At 65.7% G+C, this 14,224-nt stretch carries 11 protein-coding genes; 3 read left to right on the top strand and 8 right to left on the bottom strand.

What is annotated here, in order from left to right; all coding sequences use genetic code 11:
• Positions 1–51: 51 nt before the first annotated feature.
• Positions 52–1,578: a DHA2 family efflux MFS transporter permease subunit gene (locus B1991_RS14035; protein WP_136259301.1), complete on the top strand. Its 1,527-nt coding sequence runs from the start codon at positions 52–54 to the stop codon at positions 1,576–1,578.
• A gap of 89 nt (positions 1,579–1,667) precedes the next feature.
• Here B1991_RS14035 and B1991_RS14030 read toward each other — a convergent pair whose 3' ends face one another.
• The 3 genes from B1991_RS14030 to B1991_RS14020 all read right to left on the bottom strand — a co-directional run bounded on the left by B1991_RS14030 (position 1,668) and on the right by B1991_RS14020 (position 5,236).
• Positions 1,668–2,162 carry an acyloxyacyl hydrolase gene (locus B1991_RS14030; RefSeq protein ID WP_246031179.1) on the bottom strand — a complete coding sequence of 165 codons (495 nt, stop codon included), beginning with the start codon at positions 2,160–2,162 and terminating at the stop codon, positions 1,668–1,670.
• Positions 2,163–2,363: 201 nt separating this feature from the next.
• Complete coding sequence (locus B1991_RS14025) at positions 2,364–3,833, bottom strand: M16 family metallopeptidase (protein WP_136259299.1); 1,470 nt, start codon at positions 3,831–3,833, stop codon at positions 2,364–2,366.
• 11 nt (positions 3,834–3,844) lie between these two features.
• Positions 3,845–5,236: a M16 family metallopeptidase gene (locus tag B1991_RS14020; RefSeq protein WP_136259298.1), complete on the bottom strand. Its 1,392-nt coding sequence runs from the start codon at positions 5,234–5,236 to the stop codon at positions 3,845–3,847.
• A 146-nt stretch (positions 5,237–5,382) separates the two neighbouring features.
• Here B1991_RS14020 and B1991_RS14015 point away from each other — a divergent pair, with 146 nt between their 5' ends.
• Complete coding sequence (locus B1991_RS14015) at positions 5,383–5,988, top strand: DUF2239 family protein (RefSeq protein ID WP_136259297.1); 606 nt, start codon at positions 5,383–5,385, stop codon at positions 5,986–5,988.
• Positions 5,989–6,048: 60 nt separating this feature from the next.
• The gene (locus B1991_RS14010; RefSeq protein WP_136259296.1) at positions 6,049–7,341 is read left to right on the top strand and encodes an MFS transporter; all 1,293 of its coding nucleotides are present in this window, start codon (positions 6,049–6,051) and stop codon (positions 7,339–7,341) included.
• A gap of 20 nt (positions 7,342–7,361) precedes the next feature.
• Here the strand turns inward: B1991_RS14010 and B1991_RS14005 are convergent, their stop codons facing one another.
• The 5 genes from B1991_RS14005 to B1991_RS13985 form a co-directional block, all read right to left on the bottom strand.
• Positions 7,362–7,577, bottom strand: a complete 216-nt coding sequence (locus B1991_RS14005; RefSeq protein ID WP_136259295.1) for a hypothetical protein — start codon at positions 7,575–7,577, stop codon at positions 7,362–7,364.
• Positions 7,574–7,993 (bottom strand): VOC family protein, encoded by a 420-nt coding sequence (locus B1991_RS14000; protein WP_136259294.1) that lies wholly within the window; start codon positions 7,991–7,993, stop codon positions 7,574–7,576. The genes B1991_RS14005 and B1991_RS14000 overlap by 4 nt, the downstream gene beginning before the upstream one ends.
• 28 nt (positions 7,994–8,021) lie before the next feature.
• Positions 8,022–8,468 (bottom strand): helix-turn-helix transcriptional regulator, encoded by a 447-nt coding sequence (locus tag B1991_RS13995; RefSeq protein WP_136259304.1) that lies wholly within the window; start codon positions 8,466–8,468, stop codon positions 8,022–8,024.
• Between the two features lie 322 nt (positions 8,469–8,790).
• Positions 8,791–9,012 (bottom strand): hypothetical protein, encoded by a 222-nt coding sequence (locus B1991_RS13990; RefSeq protein ID WP_136259293.1) that lies wholly within the window; start codon positions 9,010–9,012, stop codon positions 8,791–8,793.
• A gap of 434 nt (positions 9,013–9,446) precedes the next feature.
• Positions 9,447–13,712, bottom strand: a complete 4,266-nt coding sequence (locus tag B1991_RS13985) for an RHS repeat-associated core domain-containing protein (protein ID WP_136259292.1) — start codon at positions 13,710–13,712, stop codon at positions 9,447–9,449.
• Positions 13,713–14,224 lie beyond the last annotated feature (512 nt).

Genomic DNA, 14,224 nt, shown 5'->3' with positions numbered 1-14,224 from the left:
CCCCTGCGCAGCAGGGGGAGGAGCAAGTCACCCTCTACCTGACCGAACCCGATGACCACCCCATTCCGCCCACCCAATCTGGCACTGAGCACGGTCGGCCTGTCGCTGGCCACCTTCATGCAGGTGCTGGACACCACGATCGCCAACGTCTCGCTGCCGACGATTGCCGGCAACCTCGGCGTCAGCAACGACCAGAGCACCTGGGTGATCACCTCGTTCGCGGTGAGCATGGCGATCTCGCTGCCGCTGACCGGCTTCCTCACCCGCCGCTTCGGCGAGGTGCGCCTGTTCACCGCGTGCACCCTGCTGTTCGTGCTCTCCTCGTTCATGTGCGGCGTGTCGCAGAGCATGGGCATGCTGCTGGTGTTCCGCGCGCTGCAGGGCGCGGTGGCCGGCCCGATGTACCCGATCACGCAGAGCCTGCTGATCAGCATCTATCCGCCGGCCAAGCGCGGCATGGCGCTGGCCCTGCTGGCGATGGTGACGGTGGTGGCGCCGATCGCCGGGCCGATCCTCGGCGGCTGGATCACCGAGAACTATTCCTGGCCGTGGATCTTCTTCATCAACCTGCCGATCGGCATCTTCGCCAGCGTGGTGGTGGCCAACCAGTTGCGCGGCAAGGTCGAGAAGACCGAGCGCCCGCGCATCGACTACGTCGGCCTGATCACCCTGATCATCGGCGTGGGCGCGCTGCAGATCGTGCTGGACAAGGGCAACGACGCCGACTGGTTCAACTCCAACTTCATCATCGTGGCCAGCATCGTCTCGGCGATCGCGATCGCGATCTTCCTGATCTGGGAGCTGACCGACCCCGACCCGATCGTGGACCTGAAACTGTTCCGCCACCGCAACTTCACCACCGGCACGCTGGCGATGGTGCTCGGCTACGCGGCGTTCTTCTCGATCGCCCTGCTGGTGCCGCTGTGGCTGCAGCAGAACCTGGGCTACACCGCCACCTGGGCCGGCTTCGCCACCGCACCGCTGGGCGTGATCCCGGTGCTGCTGACCTTCTTCGTGGGCAAGTACGCCACGCGCATGGACCTGCGCCTGCTCGCCGCGGCGTCCTTCCTGGTGATGGGCGCGACCTGCTTCATGCGCGCGGACTTCTACCTGCAGATCGACTTCTACCACGTGGCGCTGGTGCAGCTGCTGCAGGGCCTGGGCGTGGCGCTGTTCTTCATGCCGACGCTGACCATCCTGCTGTCGGACCTGCAGCAGGACGAGATCGCCGCCGGCTCGGGCCTGTCGACCTTCCTGCGCACGCTGGGCGGCAGTTTCTCCGCCTCGATCACCACGCTGATGTGGACCCGCGGCGCGGTGAATCACCACGAGCAGCTGGCCGAGCACATCACGCCGTACAGCCCGATCGCGCGCGACGCGATGCAGCAGCTGGGCCACGGCGATCCGCAGCTGGGCGGCAGCGTGATCAACGGCTGGATCACCCAGCAGAGTTACCAGATCTCGTTCAACGAGGTGTTCCACGCGCTGGGCTGGATCTTCATCGGCCTGATGCTGGTGATCTGGCTGGCCCGGCCGCCGTTCACGCCGAAGGCGCGGCAACCGGCCGGAGGGCATTGAGGACGACCGGCAAGACCCCGGGCGCCTGCCCGGGAATGACAACGGCCCCGAACGGGGCCGTTGTCATTTCACGGTTCGATCCGCGTCCGTCAGATGCTGAAGGCCAGTCCGAGCAGCACCATCGTCTCGCCGCGGTTGGGGCCGTTCAGCCCGCCGTTGGAGATATGCCGGATCGCCACGCTGAAATGCTTCGCCTGCCAGCCCAGTGTGCTGACGAACTGATAGTGGCTGGTAAGCGCCTGGGTGGTGTGGCTGATGGCAGCAACCTGGGTGCTGAAGAACAGCGGCTGGTACCAGTCGCCGGCATCGCCCCGGTGGAAACGCACGCCGCCGGCAGCCAGGGCAACCGTGCTGCGGGTCGTGTAGGGCGAATGGTCGTAGCGAGCCACGTCGCGACCGTCGATCCAGCCGAGCGAGACATCCGGCGACCAGGTGAAACGGGTATGGCCCAGCGGCTGCGGCTCGAATACCGCCTCGACAAAAGCGGCATTTGTGCCATGGGTGTCCATGTAGCTGCGGCCAGCCTGCAGTTCGAGCCGCGTGGCGGCGGCGGCAGGCAGCGAGGCGGCGACCAGACCCAGCATGAGGGCGGCGCGGAGGGGAGAGCGAGAAAGCATGGGGAAACCTCGGGGACTTATTTTTATACCGCTTAGTTTATTAAATGGCCGCGCTTGGCGAAACCCCGATCAGTGGTCTATTCCGACAACAGATTGTTGCGCTGGAAGCACAAAAAAACCCCGGCAACATAGCCGGGGTCGGGTGAACACCAGGTCGGAGCGCGGCGCCTATTTCGCGCCGCCCGCCTGCAGGCTGGGGCTGTCCAGGTCCAGCGCGGTCGATTCCAGCAGCACCGCCTTCGGATGCACCTGGCGGATTGCCGGGGCGAACTGTGCGGCATCGCCGACCACCACCACGGTGCTGCCGTCACCCGCCAGGTGCTTGTCCGCATACTTCTTGATCTGCTTCGGCGTCACCGCCTGCACCTGCTCGACGTACTTGCCGATTTCGTCCAGCTTCACGTCGTAGATCGCCAGGTCGGCGACCTGTCCGGCCAGGCCCGCGGTGGTTTCCAGGCTGCGGCCGTAGCTGCCGATCAGGGTGGCTTTGCGCGCGGCCAGTTCCTCGGCCGACACCCGGGTGTCGCCGAGCCGCTTGAACTCGCCCAGCATCAGCTCGACCACCTGCGGTGCCGACGGGTTCTTGGTCTGTGCCGAGGCCAGCCAGATACCGGCGTCACCCAGCCCCTGCAGGTCGCTGCGCGCGCCATAGGACAAGCCGCGCTTGATCCGGATCTCCTCGTTGAGGCGGGCCGAATACGAACCGCCGAGCACGGCGTTGGCCACGGTGCCGACGTAGTAGTCGTCATCGTTGCGCGGCGGCGCGGCGTGGGCCGCCACCACGCCCGCCTGGCCAGCGCCGTGCTGGTCGATCAGCAGGATCGACGGCAACCGGCCGGCGCTGCGACCAGCCGGCCGCGGCGGCAACGGTGTGGCCGGCTTCTGCCAATCGCCGAAGCTGGCCTGGGCCAGTTGCTGCGCCTGCGCCGGGGTGATGTCGCCGGTGAGGATCAGGATGGCATTGTCCGGTCGGTACAGTTCGTCGTGCAGGCGTTGCACGTCGGCGCGGGTGACGCGGGCGATCGAGGCCGGCGTACCGTTGCGCGAATGGCCGTAGGCGCCCTCGCCGAATACGCCGCGACTGGCCGCCAGCGACGCCAGCGCGGTGGGCCGGCTCAGCTGCAGGCGCAGGTCGTCGGTCGCCTGGGTCTTGGCGCGCTTCAGTTCATCCGCGCTGAAATCCGGCTGGCGCACCACTTCGGCCAACAGGCCCAGCGCCGCCGGCAGCTTCGGCGTGGTCACGGTGATGCCGATGGCGCTTTCGTCCCAGCCGGCGGAGGCATTCAGCGACCCGCCCAGCGCCTCGGCGGCGGCCGCGATCTGCGGCGCGCTCCTGCCCGCCGCGCCCTTGCTCAGCAGGTTGGCGGTGAGGTCGGCCAGGCCGGCCAGCTGCGGCGGATCCATCTCGCCGCCGCGGCGTACTACCAGTTGCGCCGTCACCAGCGGCAGGCCGGCGCGGTTCACGCTGATCACTTCCAGGCCGTTGGGCAGGGTCTGCGCGGTCGGCGTGGGCACGTTCAACTGCGGCGCCGGCCCGGGTGCCGGCGGGGTGGTCGGAAAGTCGGCCGCAGCGGCGATGCCGGTGGCCAGCGCGATGGCCGTAAAGACGGCCAGACGAAAATGGTCGGCGCGGCTCATTTCGCAGCTCCTCATTTCGTATCTCCCTTGGCGGTGGCCGGCGCGGCCTTGGCCTGCGGCAGGTAGTCGATGGTGACCTTCTTGGCGCCGGTGACGTATTTCTGCAGCACGCGGTGCACGTCGTTCGCGCTGACTTTCTGCAACGCCGCCAGATCGTCGTTGACGTGCTGCACGTTGCCGTCGATCAGGCTGGCCTGGCCGAGTGCGAAGGCGATGCCCTGCGCGGTCTGGCGCTGTTTCAGTTCGCTGGTGAGCAATTGCGTCTTGACCTTGTCCAGCTCGGCATCCGAAATCGGTTGGGTCGCCAGCCACACGATCTCCTCGTTCAACAGCTTCTCCGCCTGCGCCGGCTGGTGGCCGCTGGCGAGCACCGCGTAGACGGTGAACAGGCCCGGCCCGACCCGCGTATCGGCGAAGGCACCGGCCTCCTGCGCCACCTGGTGGCGATACACCAGCGACTGGTACAGGCGCGAGGAATCGCCCTGCGACAGCAGCGCGGCGGCCACCTGCAGCGGGATGCGGTCGGCGCTGTCCGAGGCCGGCGGAATCAGCCAGGTCATCGCCACCGCCGGCAGCGGCGCGGTCTCGCTGGTGACGGTGTAGCGCTTGTCCTGCTTGCGCACCGGCTCCTTCGCCGTGACCTGCGGGATCGGCATGGCCGGTTTCGGGATCCAGCCGAAGTACTGGTCGACCCAGGCGTCGAGCTGTTTCGGGTCGAAGTCGCCGGCGACGATCAGGGTGGCGTTGTCCGGCCGGTAGAAGGTGTTGTGGAAGTCGATCACGTTCTGCAACGAGGCGGCTTCCAGATCCTCGATGCTGCCGATCGTGGGGCGCTGGTACGGATGCACCGTGTACGATTTCGGGTCGATGGCGTTGAACAGCTTGCCGTAGGGGTTGGCCAGCACGCTCTGGCGGTATTCCTCCTCCACCACGGCGCGCTCGGACTTGAAGTTCTTCTCGTCCACGTTGAGGTTGGACAGCCGCTCGGCCTCGGCCCACAGCAGGGTCTGCAGGTGGTTGCTGGGCACGATCTCGAAATAGTTGGTGACGTCGTCGCCGGTGGAGGCATTGTTGGCGCCGCCGACGTCCTCGGTGAGCCGGTCCATCTGCTCGGCGTGCATGTGCTTGGTGCTCTTGAACATCAGATGCTCGAACAGATGCGCGAAGCCGGAGCGCCCCTGCGGGTCATCCTTGGAGCCGACGTGGTACCAGACCTGCACCGCCACATTGGGGCTGGCGTGATCCTCCACGCTGAGCACCTGCAGGCCGTTGGGCAGGGTGCGCTGGTGGTACTGGATCGGCGGGATGGCGAGATCCGCCGCCTGCGCGAGAGGCGGGATCGCCGTGGCGACGAGCAGGCCAAGTGAAACCATCAAGCTGGCCGAACGCAGGCGCTTGGTCATCCGTAGTCCTTGCGGGTGGAAAGCGTCAACAATAGCAAGCCGTGCGGCCCGCCGGGCAGCTCACGGACGGTACATTTTACCCGGGTAGTATTGACACGGCTTTCAACCCGGATAAAATGCGCCCTCAATTTATTCCGGGTAAAACCATGCCGCTGTCTCAAGCCACTGCATGCATAGCCTTCGAGGGCAAAAAGCAGATCGCGCACGGCGCGTTGTCCGATGTCGCGCGCGCCGCGAAACAGGCGCTGGACGCGGGCGCCAGCGGCCCCTTGCTGGTGTTCGACGAGCGCGACAGCCACCAGCTCGAGATCGATTTCCGTGGCAGCGTGGCCGACGTATTGTCCCGGCTCACGTCGCACACCGCGCCCCCGGCGCCCGCCGAGCCAGCCAGTCGGGGGCCCGGCCGCCCGAAACTCGGCGTGGTGCCGCGCGAGGTCACCCTGTTGCCGCGACACTGGACCTGGCTGGGCCAGCAACCCGGCGGCGCCTCGGCGGTGTTGCGGCGACTGGTCGAGCAGTCCATCCGCCAGGGCGGCGCGAAAGAGCGCGCACGCCAGGCGATCGAATCGGTCGATCGCTTCATGCGCGTGATGGCCGGCGACGAACCGGGTTACGAGGAAGCCTCGCGCGCCTTCTACCGCGGCGACCGCGAGCGCTTCGGCGCGCTGATCGCCGCGTGGCCGGCGGACGTGAGCGCACACCTGCAACAGCTGGCTGCGATCGCCTGGGACGAGCGCGAAGACGCCGGCTGAACCGGGCGGCAGCCCATTGCATTTTCATCCCCCTCAGCCACCCGACCTGCGAACCCACTGATGCTCACCGCCCACCGCGACTCCGTCTTCGCCAACCACAACTTCCGCCTGCTGTTCGGCGGCAGCACGATCTCGATGCTGGGCGACCAGTTCACCCTGGTCGCCCTGCCATGGCTGGTGCTGAAACTCACCGGCAACCCCGCCGCGCTTGGCCTGGTGCTGGCGGCGATGGCGCTGCCGCGCGCGCTGTTCATGCTGATCGGCGGCGCGCTGGTGGACCGGCTGTCGCCGCGCCGCGTGCTGCTGGCCGCGCGCGGGGTGAACGCGCTGCTGGTGGCGCTGCTGGCCGCGCTGGTGCTGCTGGGCGACATCCGCATGTGGCTGGTGTACCTGATCGCGCTGGGCATCGGCCTGTCCACCGCGTTCGCCTACCCGGCCGGCTCGGCAATCCTGCCGCAACTGGTGCGCAAGGATCAGCTGCAACCGGCCAACGCGCTGGTGATGGGCATGCGCCAGCTCAGCATGTTCGTCGGCCCGGCGCTGGCCGGCGTGGTGATCAGCGTGGGCACGCACGGCGCACAGCCGCAGGCCATGCAGGATGCCGAAGGCCTGGGCCTGGCGTTCACCGTCGACGCGGTCAGCTTCGCCTTCTCGCTGGCGTCGCTGCTGCTGATCCGCGTGTCCGCCGACTTCGATCCGAAACCCGCCGCGGGCGGCGTGCTGGCCAACGTGGCCAGCGGCGTGCGGATGATCTGGGCCGACCTGCCGCTGCGCGCGTTCATGCTCTACGCGGCGGTGGTCTCGGTGTTCGTCGGCGGCCCGCTGCAAGTGGGCTTGCCGGTGCTGGCCGATACGCGGATGGATCTGGGCGCCGCCTCGCTGGGCATCCTGATGACCGCCAACGGCGGCGGCATGCTGCTGGGCAGTTTCCTTTCCGGCCCGGCCAGCCGCATCGTGCGCGGCCGCCTCGGCCTGATGGTGCTGACCATCGACAGCCTCGCCGGCCTGGCCCTGGCCACGCTGGCGCTGGTGCATGCGACGGTCACCGGCGCGGTGCTGCTGGCCACCACCGGCGTGCTCGCCGGCATCGCGCAGATTGCCATCGTCAGCTGGATCCAGCGCCGGGTGGCGCCGGAAATGATGGGCCGCGCCATGAGCGTGCTGATGTTCACCTTCCTCGGCCTGGGCCCGATCTCGGCCGCGATCGCCGGCAGCCTGCTCAAGCTGATCTCGCTCACCGACCTGTTCGCCGGCGCCGGCCTGCTGCTCACCGCGATCGCCCTGACCTGCATGCGCAGCCCGGCGCTGCGCAGCATCGGGATGGAGCGACCCGCGCCGGCGGCGGCCGGCTGAAGCGACCGCGTGCTGCGGCCTCACGCCTTGATACGCCGCCTCGCGGCATACGGCAGCGCGAACAGGTACAGGCCGCTGAACAGCTGCGCGAACAGCGGCGGCAGCGGCGAGTAGGTCAGCCATGCCGGCGGTTCGTGCGGGCTCATGCCGCGCCAGGCGAAGTTCGCGATCACGGTCAGGGTGAACACGATCGACAGCCAGCGGTGGCTCTGGCGGATCCACTGGCCCGCGCTCATGCCGCCCCCTGCGTCCGTGCCTCGATCATCTTCCAGCCGTTGCCGGAGGGGTCGCGGAAGCCCGCGTCCACCGTGCCGTAGCGGCGCATCGGTTCCTGCGTGAACTCCACGCCCGCCGCCTGCAGCCGCTCGAAGGTCGCCTGGCAATCGTCCACCCTCAGCACCAGCGGCGGCATCGCGCCCTTGGCCACCATCTCGCACAGCGTCTGCGCGGTGGCCGCGTCGTGGACCGGCGGCCCCGGCCTGAACAGGCCGAGCTGGAACGAGGGCTGCTCCGGATGCTGCACGGTCAGCCAGCGATAGTCGCCGTTGCGCGCATCGGCGCTGACGACAAAGCCGAGCTTGCCGACATAGAAAGCGAGCGCTTCATCCTGGTCACGGACATAGAGTCCGGCTACATCGACACCTTGGGTCATGGAACCTCCGTGGGTTGGAGTGTCTTTTTTACCCGGCGCCCTGCTTCCGCCGCTTCTCCGAAACTGCGCTCTTGAGGTCGGGCCGGTGCGCGGCGCGCAGGATGCATTCCGGGACGCGCTCGCGCCCGTGCGGAATTGCCCGCTGGCGCGCGCGGAATGCCCCCGGACTCTCGCCGGTGATATCGCGGAAGATCCGCCCGAAGGTACCGATGCTGTTCCAGCCAGTCTGCAGTGCGACCTCGGTGACAGCCAGATCCGTATCGCGCAGCAGCGCGGTGGCGCGTTCGATCCGGCGCGTGAGCAGATAACGATGCGGCGGCACGCCGAACGCATCCCGGAACGAACGCGCGAAGTGCGCCGCCGAAACCACACTCACCTGCGCCAGCCGCCGGACCGGCCACTCCTCGTGGGACGCCGCGTCCATCCGGTCCTTCGCGCGCAGCAGTCGGCGCAACAGTTCGGGATTCTGGCCCATCGGCTTGGTGTCCTGCGACGCGGCCCCACCGACCGGCAGGGCGGACGGCATGGGCGGATGACTACGCCGGACAGTGCGGCAAAACCCCGCGGCGCTGCAAGCAGCGTCGGGACAGGGCGCTCCATCGCGGTGTTCATCGGTGACGGCAGTGACGATGTCCCGCTGCCGTGCCCGGATCCCGGTTCACAACGCTCTTATGGCTCGGCCCGGCCACCGCTTCCCAGGTGCCGGGCGAAGAAGCTGGTGTCGATCCGCGCGGCCACGGTGAAATGGCTGTCGGGGCAGGAAGCTCGTACCGGCACTACGGGAACGCGGCGACGGCTCAGCCGCCCGCCGGTTGCATCTTGCCCAGCGCCTTGCGCCGCTTCTTCTCCGCCTTGCGCTCCTTGCGCGCCGCCTTGCGGATCTTGCGGTCATGGTTCCACAAGTAGATGGCCGGCGTACTCAGCAGGGTCAGCAACTGCGACACCAGCAGGCCGCCGACGATGGCGATGCCCAGCTTCGAGTCAAGCAGTTTAGGAGTTGCATTGATACGGTCGTGCACCGCCCCCTTTCATTAATATTTAGCGCTTCCTTTGTCTGGTTAGAGCCCCACGGAGTGGAATGAGAAAGGCCGAAAATATCAGTGAAAATATCACGCCGACCATGACGCAAACGCATAGCGCGTAAAATCCTAGCGTAAAATCAAGTTGCCCATTTATATTCTTGTAATATATATAGAATATAAACATTGGCAAGGCCATGAATAATTCCGAAACAGCAAAAAGCCATAACAGAGTAGACAATTTGGAGCGAAAATATTTATTACCTATTAGTTTCATCTAAATATTCCTCACCTCTGGATCGACGGTGGCACTCCCCAGCAGATCATCACCAATATCGGAGCTTGCGCGGCAAGTAGAGCCAAATCGCCCGCCAGAACCTGCCTACCGACCTCGGCCTTGCCAGGCCGCGTCATGCTGCCAATCAGATGCTTCGTTAGTGACACTTGCAGGTCTTGCCGTCAGATGAGCCATCTAGCACCGCCCCACCTAATCCACCAGCTATCGCTCCAGCCGCCGCCCCACGACTGCCCCCCACAATAGATGCAGTTGCATATGGTTCAGGAGATTCCATGATCAACCATTCAATGATTTTTCCACCTGCAACATCGGACTCCCCCATGGTCTCTGGTGTAGACATGAGAGAAACCACCGCGGTCGTTCCAATTGCAAATCCCGTTACCATTCCCATGGCTGCCATGCCATTCCTATAGAAATGCTGATCCATATTACAGCCTAATATATTACCAGTTTCGAAAATCGTTGGATTTCCTCCGTTATTCCAGGAGCCCACTCCTTCTAACCCATGGGGATCCGCATGGGTCAACGGGTTATTCTTGACATACGCATACGTGTTGAGCCCGCCTCCCAGCCCTATGGGGTCGCTCTCTACATACCGCCCCATCGTCGGGCCGTAGTCACGGTAGCCGTTGTGCCACAGCCCCGTCTCTGCATCGTAGTACTGCCCCGGAAAGCCCAGGTTGAGCATGATGCTGCCCTGCGTCACGCTGCGATCGAACGGCATGTTTCTCGCCCGCCAGATGACCGCGTGCGCCGCATCAGTCACCACCTCGGGCCGACCCACCTGGTCCGTATGGATCGCCTGCACCTGGCCGCCGCTGAGTCGGCCGATCAGCCGGCCGTTCAAGTACACGTAGTCGACCCAGCTGCCGTTGTCGTTCTCCGCCAGCAGCGCGCCGTTTGCGTCGGGGGCAAAGTAGGTGGTGCCGGTGGCGCCGCCGGCCTTGCGCAGGCGCTGGCCTTCCGGATTAATGTAGTTCGTGGCGCCGCCAGACTGGCTCAGGCGGTTGAACGGGTTGTACTGATACGTCGTCACGCTGTTCTTGGTCGTGGTGTTGCCCTGCGCATCGAAGCCGTAAGCGGTCGAGTTGACGCTCACCAGCCGGTTGCTCGTGGCCGCGGGCGTATAGGTGATCGACGCCCCGTTGACCACGCTGGTCAAGCGGTTGCCGTCCGCGTCGTAGTGGTAGGTCTCGTTGTCCGCCGTGGAGGTGAGCGAGGTGAGCTGCGACACGGCGTCGTAGCCCACCGTTTCGGTCATGCTGCCGTCGATGCCGTTGGTGAGGTGGGTGAGGCGGTTGGCCGCGTCGTAGCCGAAGCTCAGGCTCTGGATACCGGGCACGCCGATGCTCGTCAGGCGGCCGTCGCTGTCGTGGCCCAGGGTGTTGACCAGGCCGTTGCTGGAGGTCCACCCCGCCATGGCGAGGTCTCCCGGCCGGTAGGTGATGGCGGTGGCACCGTTCACGCTGGCGCCGCCCACCGTCAGCGTCACCGCGGAGACCACGCCATGGGTGTAGGTGTAGTGGGCCTGGTTGCCGTCGGGATAGGTCACGCTGGCGAGGTGGGCGTGGTTGTCGTAGCCATAGCCCAGGGCATAACTCGTGCCGCCGATCGAGAAGCTGCGTGCGCTGATCCACCCTTCCGGCGTATAGGCGTAGGAGGTGGCGCCGGTGGTGTCGCTGGCCGCGCACAGCCGGCCAATGCCGTGGGTGCAGCTGTCGTAGCTGAAGGTCTGGGTCTGGCCGCCGGCACCGAGGCTGGTAGGGCGGCCGAGCGCGTCGTAGCCGTAGGTGGTGGTTGCGCCGTTGGCCCGGGTCATGCTCGACCGGCGGCCGTAGGCATCGTAGGCAAGGGTGGTGGTGCCGGTATCCGGGCTGCTTTGGCCCCACAACAAACCGAGGCCGTCGTAGGCGTACGCGGTGACCAAACCCCGGGGATCGGTGACGGTTGCGACATCGTCCGCCAGGTCGTAGGTGTACTTGGTGATGCCACCGTTCGCGTCGGTGGATCGCGTGATGCGATCCAGCGCGTCGTACTGCCAGGCGGTGACGTGTCCCAGCGCATCGGTCACCGATACCACGTTGTCGTTCGTGTCGTAGGCGTAGGTCAGCAACTGGCCGTGCATGCCGTGCTGCTGGTACAGCCGGCCCAGGGCGTCGTACGTGGCGGTGGTCTTGATGCCGATGTCGCTGCCGCGCGCGAGGGTGTGCGTGGTGACATCGCCGTTGGCGTCGTAGCTGAAGCTCTCCGTCGACGTCCCATCCTTGTCGTTGCGGGTGATGCTGGTGACCTGCATGGTGGCGTTGCGCGACACGTTGACCGTGGCGCCGTCCGGCGCGGTAGTGGTCGCCAGCAGCCCGAAACCGTCGTAGGTGGTACTCCAAGTGGCCGCCACGCCGTTGGGGTGGCGCACGATGCTGGCGATGCGCCCTCGCGCGTCGTAGTTGTAATTGGTCACGTCGCCGTTCGGGCCGCTGACCTGGCCCGGCAGGCCCAGCGCGTTGTAGTTGCTGTAGGTCGTGACGTGCCCCAGGCCATCGGCTGCCGTGGCCACATTGCCGTAGGCATCGTAGGTATACGTGTCCTTGTCGCCTCCACTAGGTGACGGATGGGTCACGGACTGCGTATGCAGCGTGCCGTTGGCGTAGTAGGTGTAGGCATAGCTGGTCGTCAGCGTCTGGTTGGCCGTGCCGGTGGCGGTGAGGTTCTTCACCTTCTGTGACGCAAGCCGGTTGTGGCTGTCGTAGGTGAAGTCCGTTTCGACGAGCCCCTCGACCTTGATCGACAGCGGCCTATCCATGCCCGGGGTCGTGTCCCAAGTCAAATCCGTGGTGCGCTGCACCGAGGTGCCTGCCGCCTCGACCTTCTTTTGCAGCAGGCCGCTGGCGGCGTAGACGTACGTGGTGGTGTTGCCGTTGTTGTCGGCGGAACTGGCCAGGTTGCCGTTGGCGTCGTAGGTGTTGTGGGCGAACGAGGCGGCGCAGTGGGTCGCGGCGTTGCCGGTGACCGAGAGCAGCAAGTGACTGTTGTCGAACTGATAGACCGCGACGTGGCCCAGCGGATTGGTGACCGTCGCCGTGGGGCCGGTGCTGGTGGCGCCGTAGACGATCGTGGTCTTCTGGGTGCCATCGGCCATACGCGACATGTTGGCGCGCCAGGCACTGTCGTAGGTGGTGAGGTCGTGCGCCACGCCGTTGTAGTCGACCTCGCTCAGCTGGGCATAGGCATGGGCCGTCGGATTGTCCGGCAGGTACTGGTACGCGATGTGGGTGGTGGGCGAACCCGGCAAAGTTTCGGACTGGATGACGCCGATACGCGCGATGGGACTGGTGTAGCTGTCGTACATCCCGGCCGTGGCGTGATAGACGTAGACGTTGCCAGCGGGGTCGGTGACGTTGATCTGCCTGGCAGTGCCGTAGGAACCATAGGATCCCCCGGCCAGGGCAACCGTGAAGGAGCGGCCGTTGGTATGCGTGACGACGGTGGAGGTGCTGTTGGGGTGGGTGAAGGTCCAACCGATGCCCGAGGGATCGGTGATCGACAGCAGCTGGCCATCGTTGTTGAAGGTCAGCGTCTGGGCGTCTTCGTCGTGGACGGTGAACGTGCCGTTGTGGTTGTTGGTGAGTGTGGCGGTCCCCGCACCATTGAACGGCCCGGGTACCGGTACGAAGCCGTTCGGTCCGCCGGTGAACGGAAAGGTGGATGCGAAGCTCAGCACGGAACCGTCGGGCCGCGTGTACGTCACCGGCGGACAGGGAATGGGCTGCGACACCCCGTTCGCCACCAACAGCGGTGTGCCGCCACCACCGGAGGCGGCGCACTTGGTGTTGTGCAGCGCGTAGTCCAGGTTGGTGGTCCAGGTGCCGATGCTGCCCACGCAGGAACCACCGACGCAGGTGAACTTGGAGTTGTAGTAGCGCTCGAAAGTCAGCCCCATCTCGCCGGGCAAGGCGAAATCGGTGACTTTCTCGATCTTGCTGCCGGTGCTGAGATCGATGGGGTCGGTACTGGTGGCAGCGCTGGTGGTTCCATCCCCGTCGTCGCAATCCGATCTGGGATTCTTGCTGTGCTTCTGGTTGGCCGTGCTTTGCGTGTTAACGGAGACATGCAAAGAGCCGCCACCGCCATCGGGAACAGTGAACGAGTTGCCGGCATCGGAAGGGGTAGGACGAAGCCCCGCGCTGCCCGTGACAACCACGACTGGAAGCCGTGTCACGTGCCGGCCACCTTCCCTTCCGCTCCCGGCTCCTCCAATTCCGGCCCCACCGCCGCCATTCGCTACAACCGTGACGGCCGGAAGTACCTTGGGATGCTTCTTGTCGCCAGCATGCGCGGGCTGAGCCACGGCCCAAGAAACAATGAGCGCCGCAATAAACCCCAGCACGCAGTCATGCTGTCTCATGGCTAATCCCCTGGATGGACCGAAAGCGCCAATATCGACACAGCCAGCCTTCCCAAAGGCTTAGCGTGCCCAACAACATCTTGTGTTTTGATAGGCCAACTTTCTGCAGCGTGCAACAAGCAAGTTTTTACGAACTCGGTCAGTCGACCAACGAGAGCAAGGTCCATCACGACTGGTGCCGCGTGCGGCGATATCTTGTAGGATGGCGCCGACATATAGGCGAGGCTGGCGCCTACATCGACAAAGCATCAGATGCAAGAATTTGCGTCGACAGATCTGGTACGGGTCACACCGACGACAGGGGAACGGCGGGTTTTGCGCCATCAAGCCCCGGGACTTGAATAACCGATTTGCGCTCGTTCTCTTCCAAGAGAGGGAGCCCGCGTTGCTTATCGCGAGACCCACGCGGATTTTCACTCGACCGCCGGCGGATTACCGTAGTCCGGCGCTCGCAGTCGCAACAAGTTCGGAGAGGCCCTTCCGCGACGGGAGGACTGGCTCACCGCCCTTGA

The sequence above is a fragment of the Rhodanobacter lindaniclasticus genome, assembly GCF_004799035.1.
In the GTDB taxonomy this organism is placed as follows: domain Bacteria; phylum Pseudomonadota; class Gammaproteobacteria; order Xanthomonadales; family Rhodanobacteraceae; genus Rhodanobacter; species Rhodanobacter lindaniclasticus.
The sequence above is the reverse complement of the archived record's forward strand: the minus strand, read 5'-3'. Positions and strand labels throughout refer to the sequence as shown.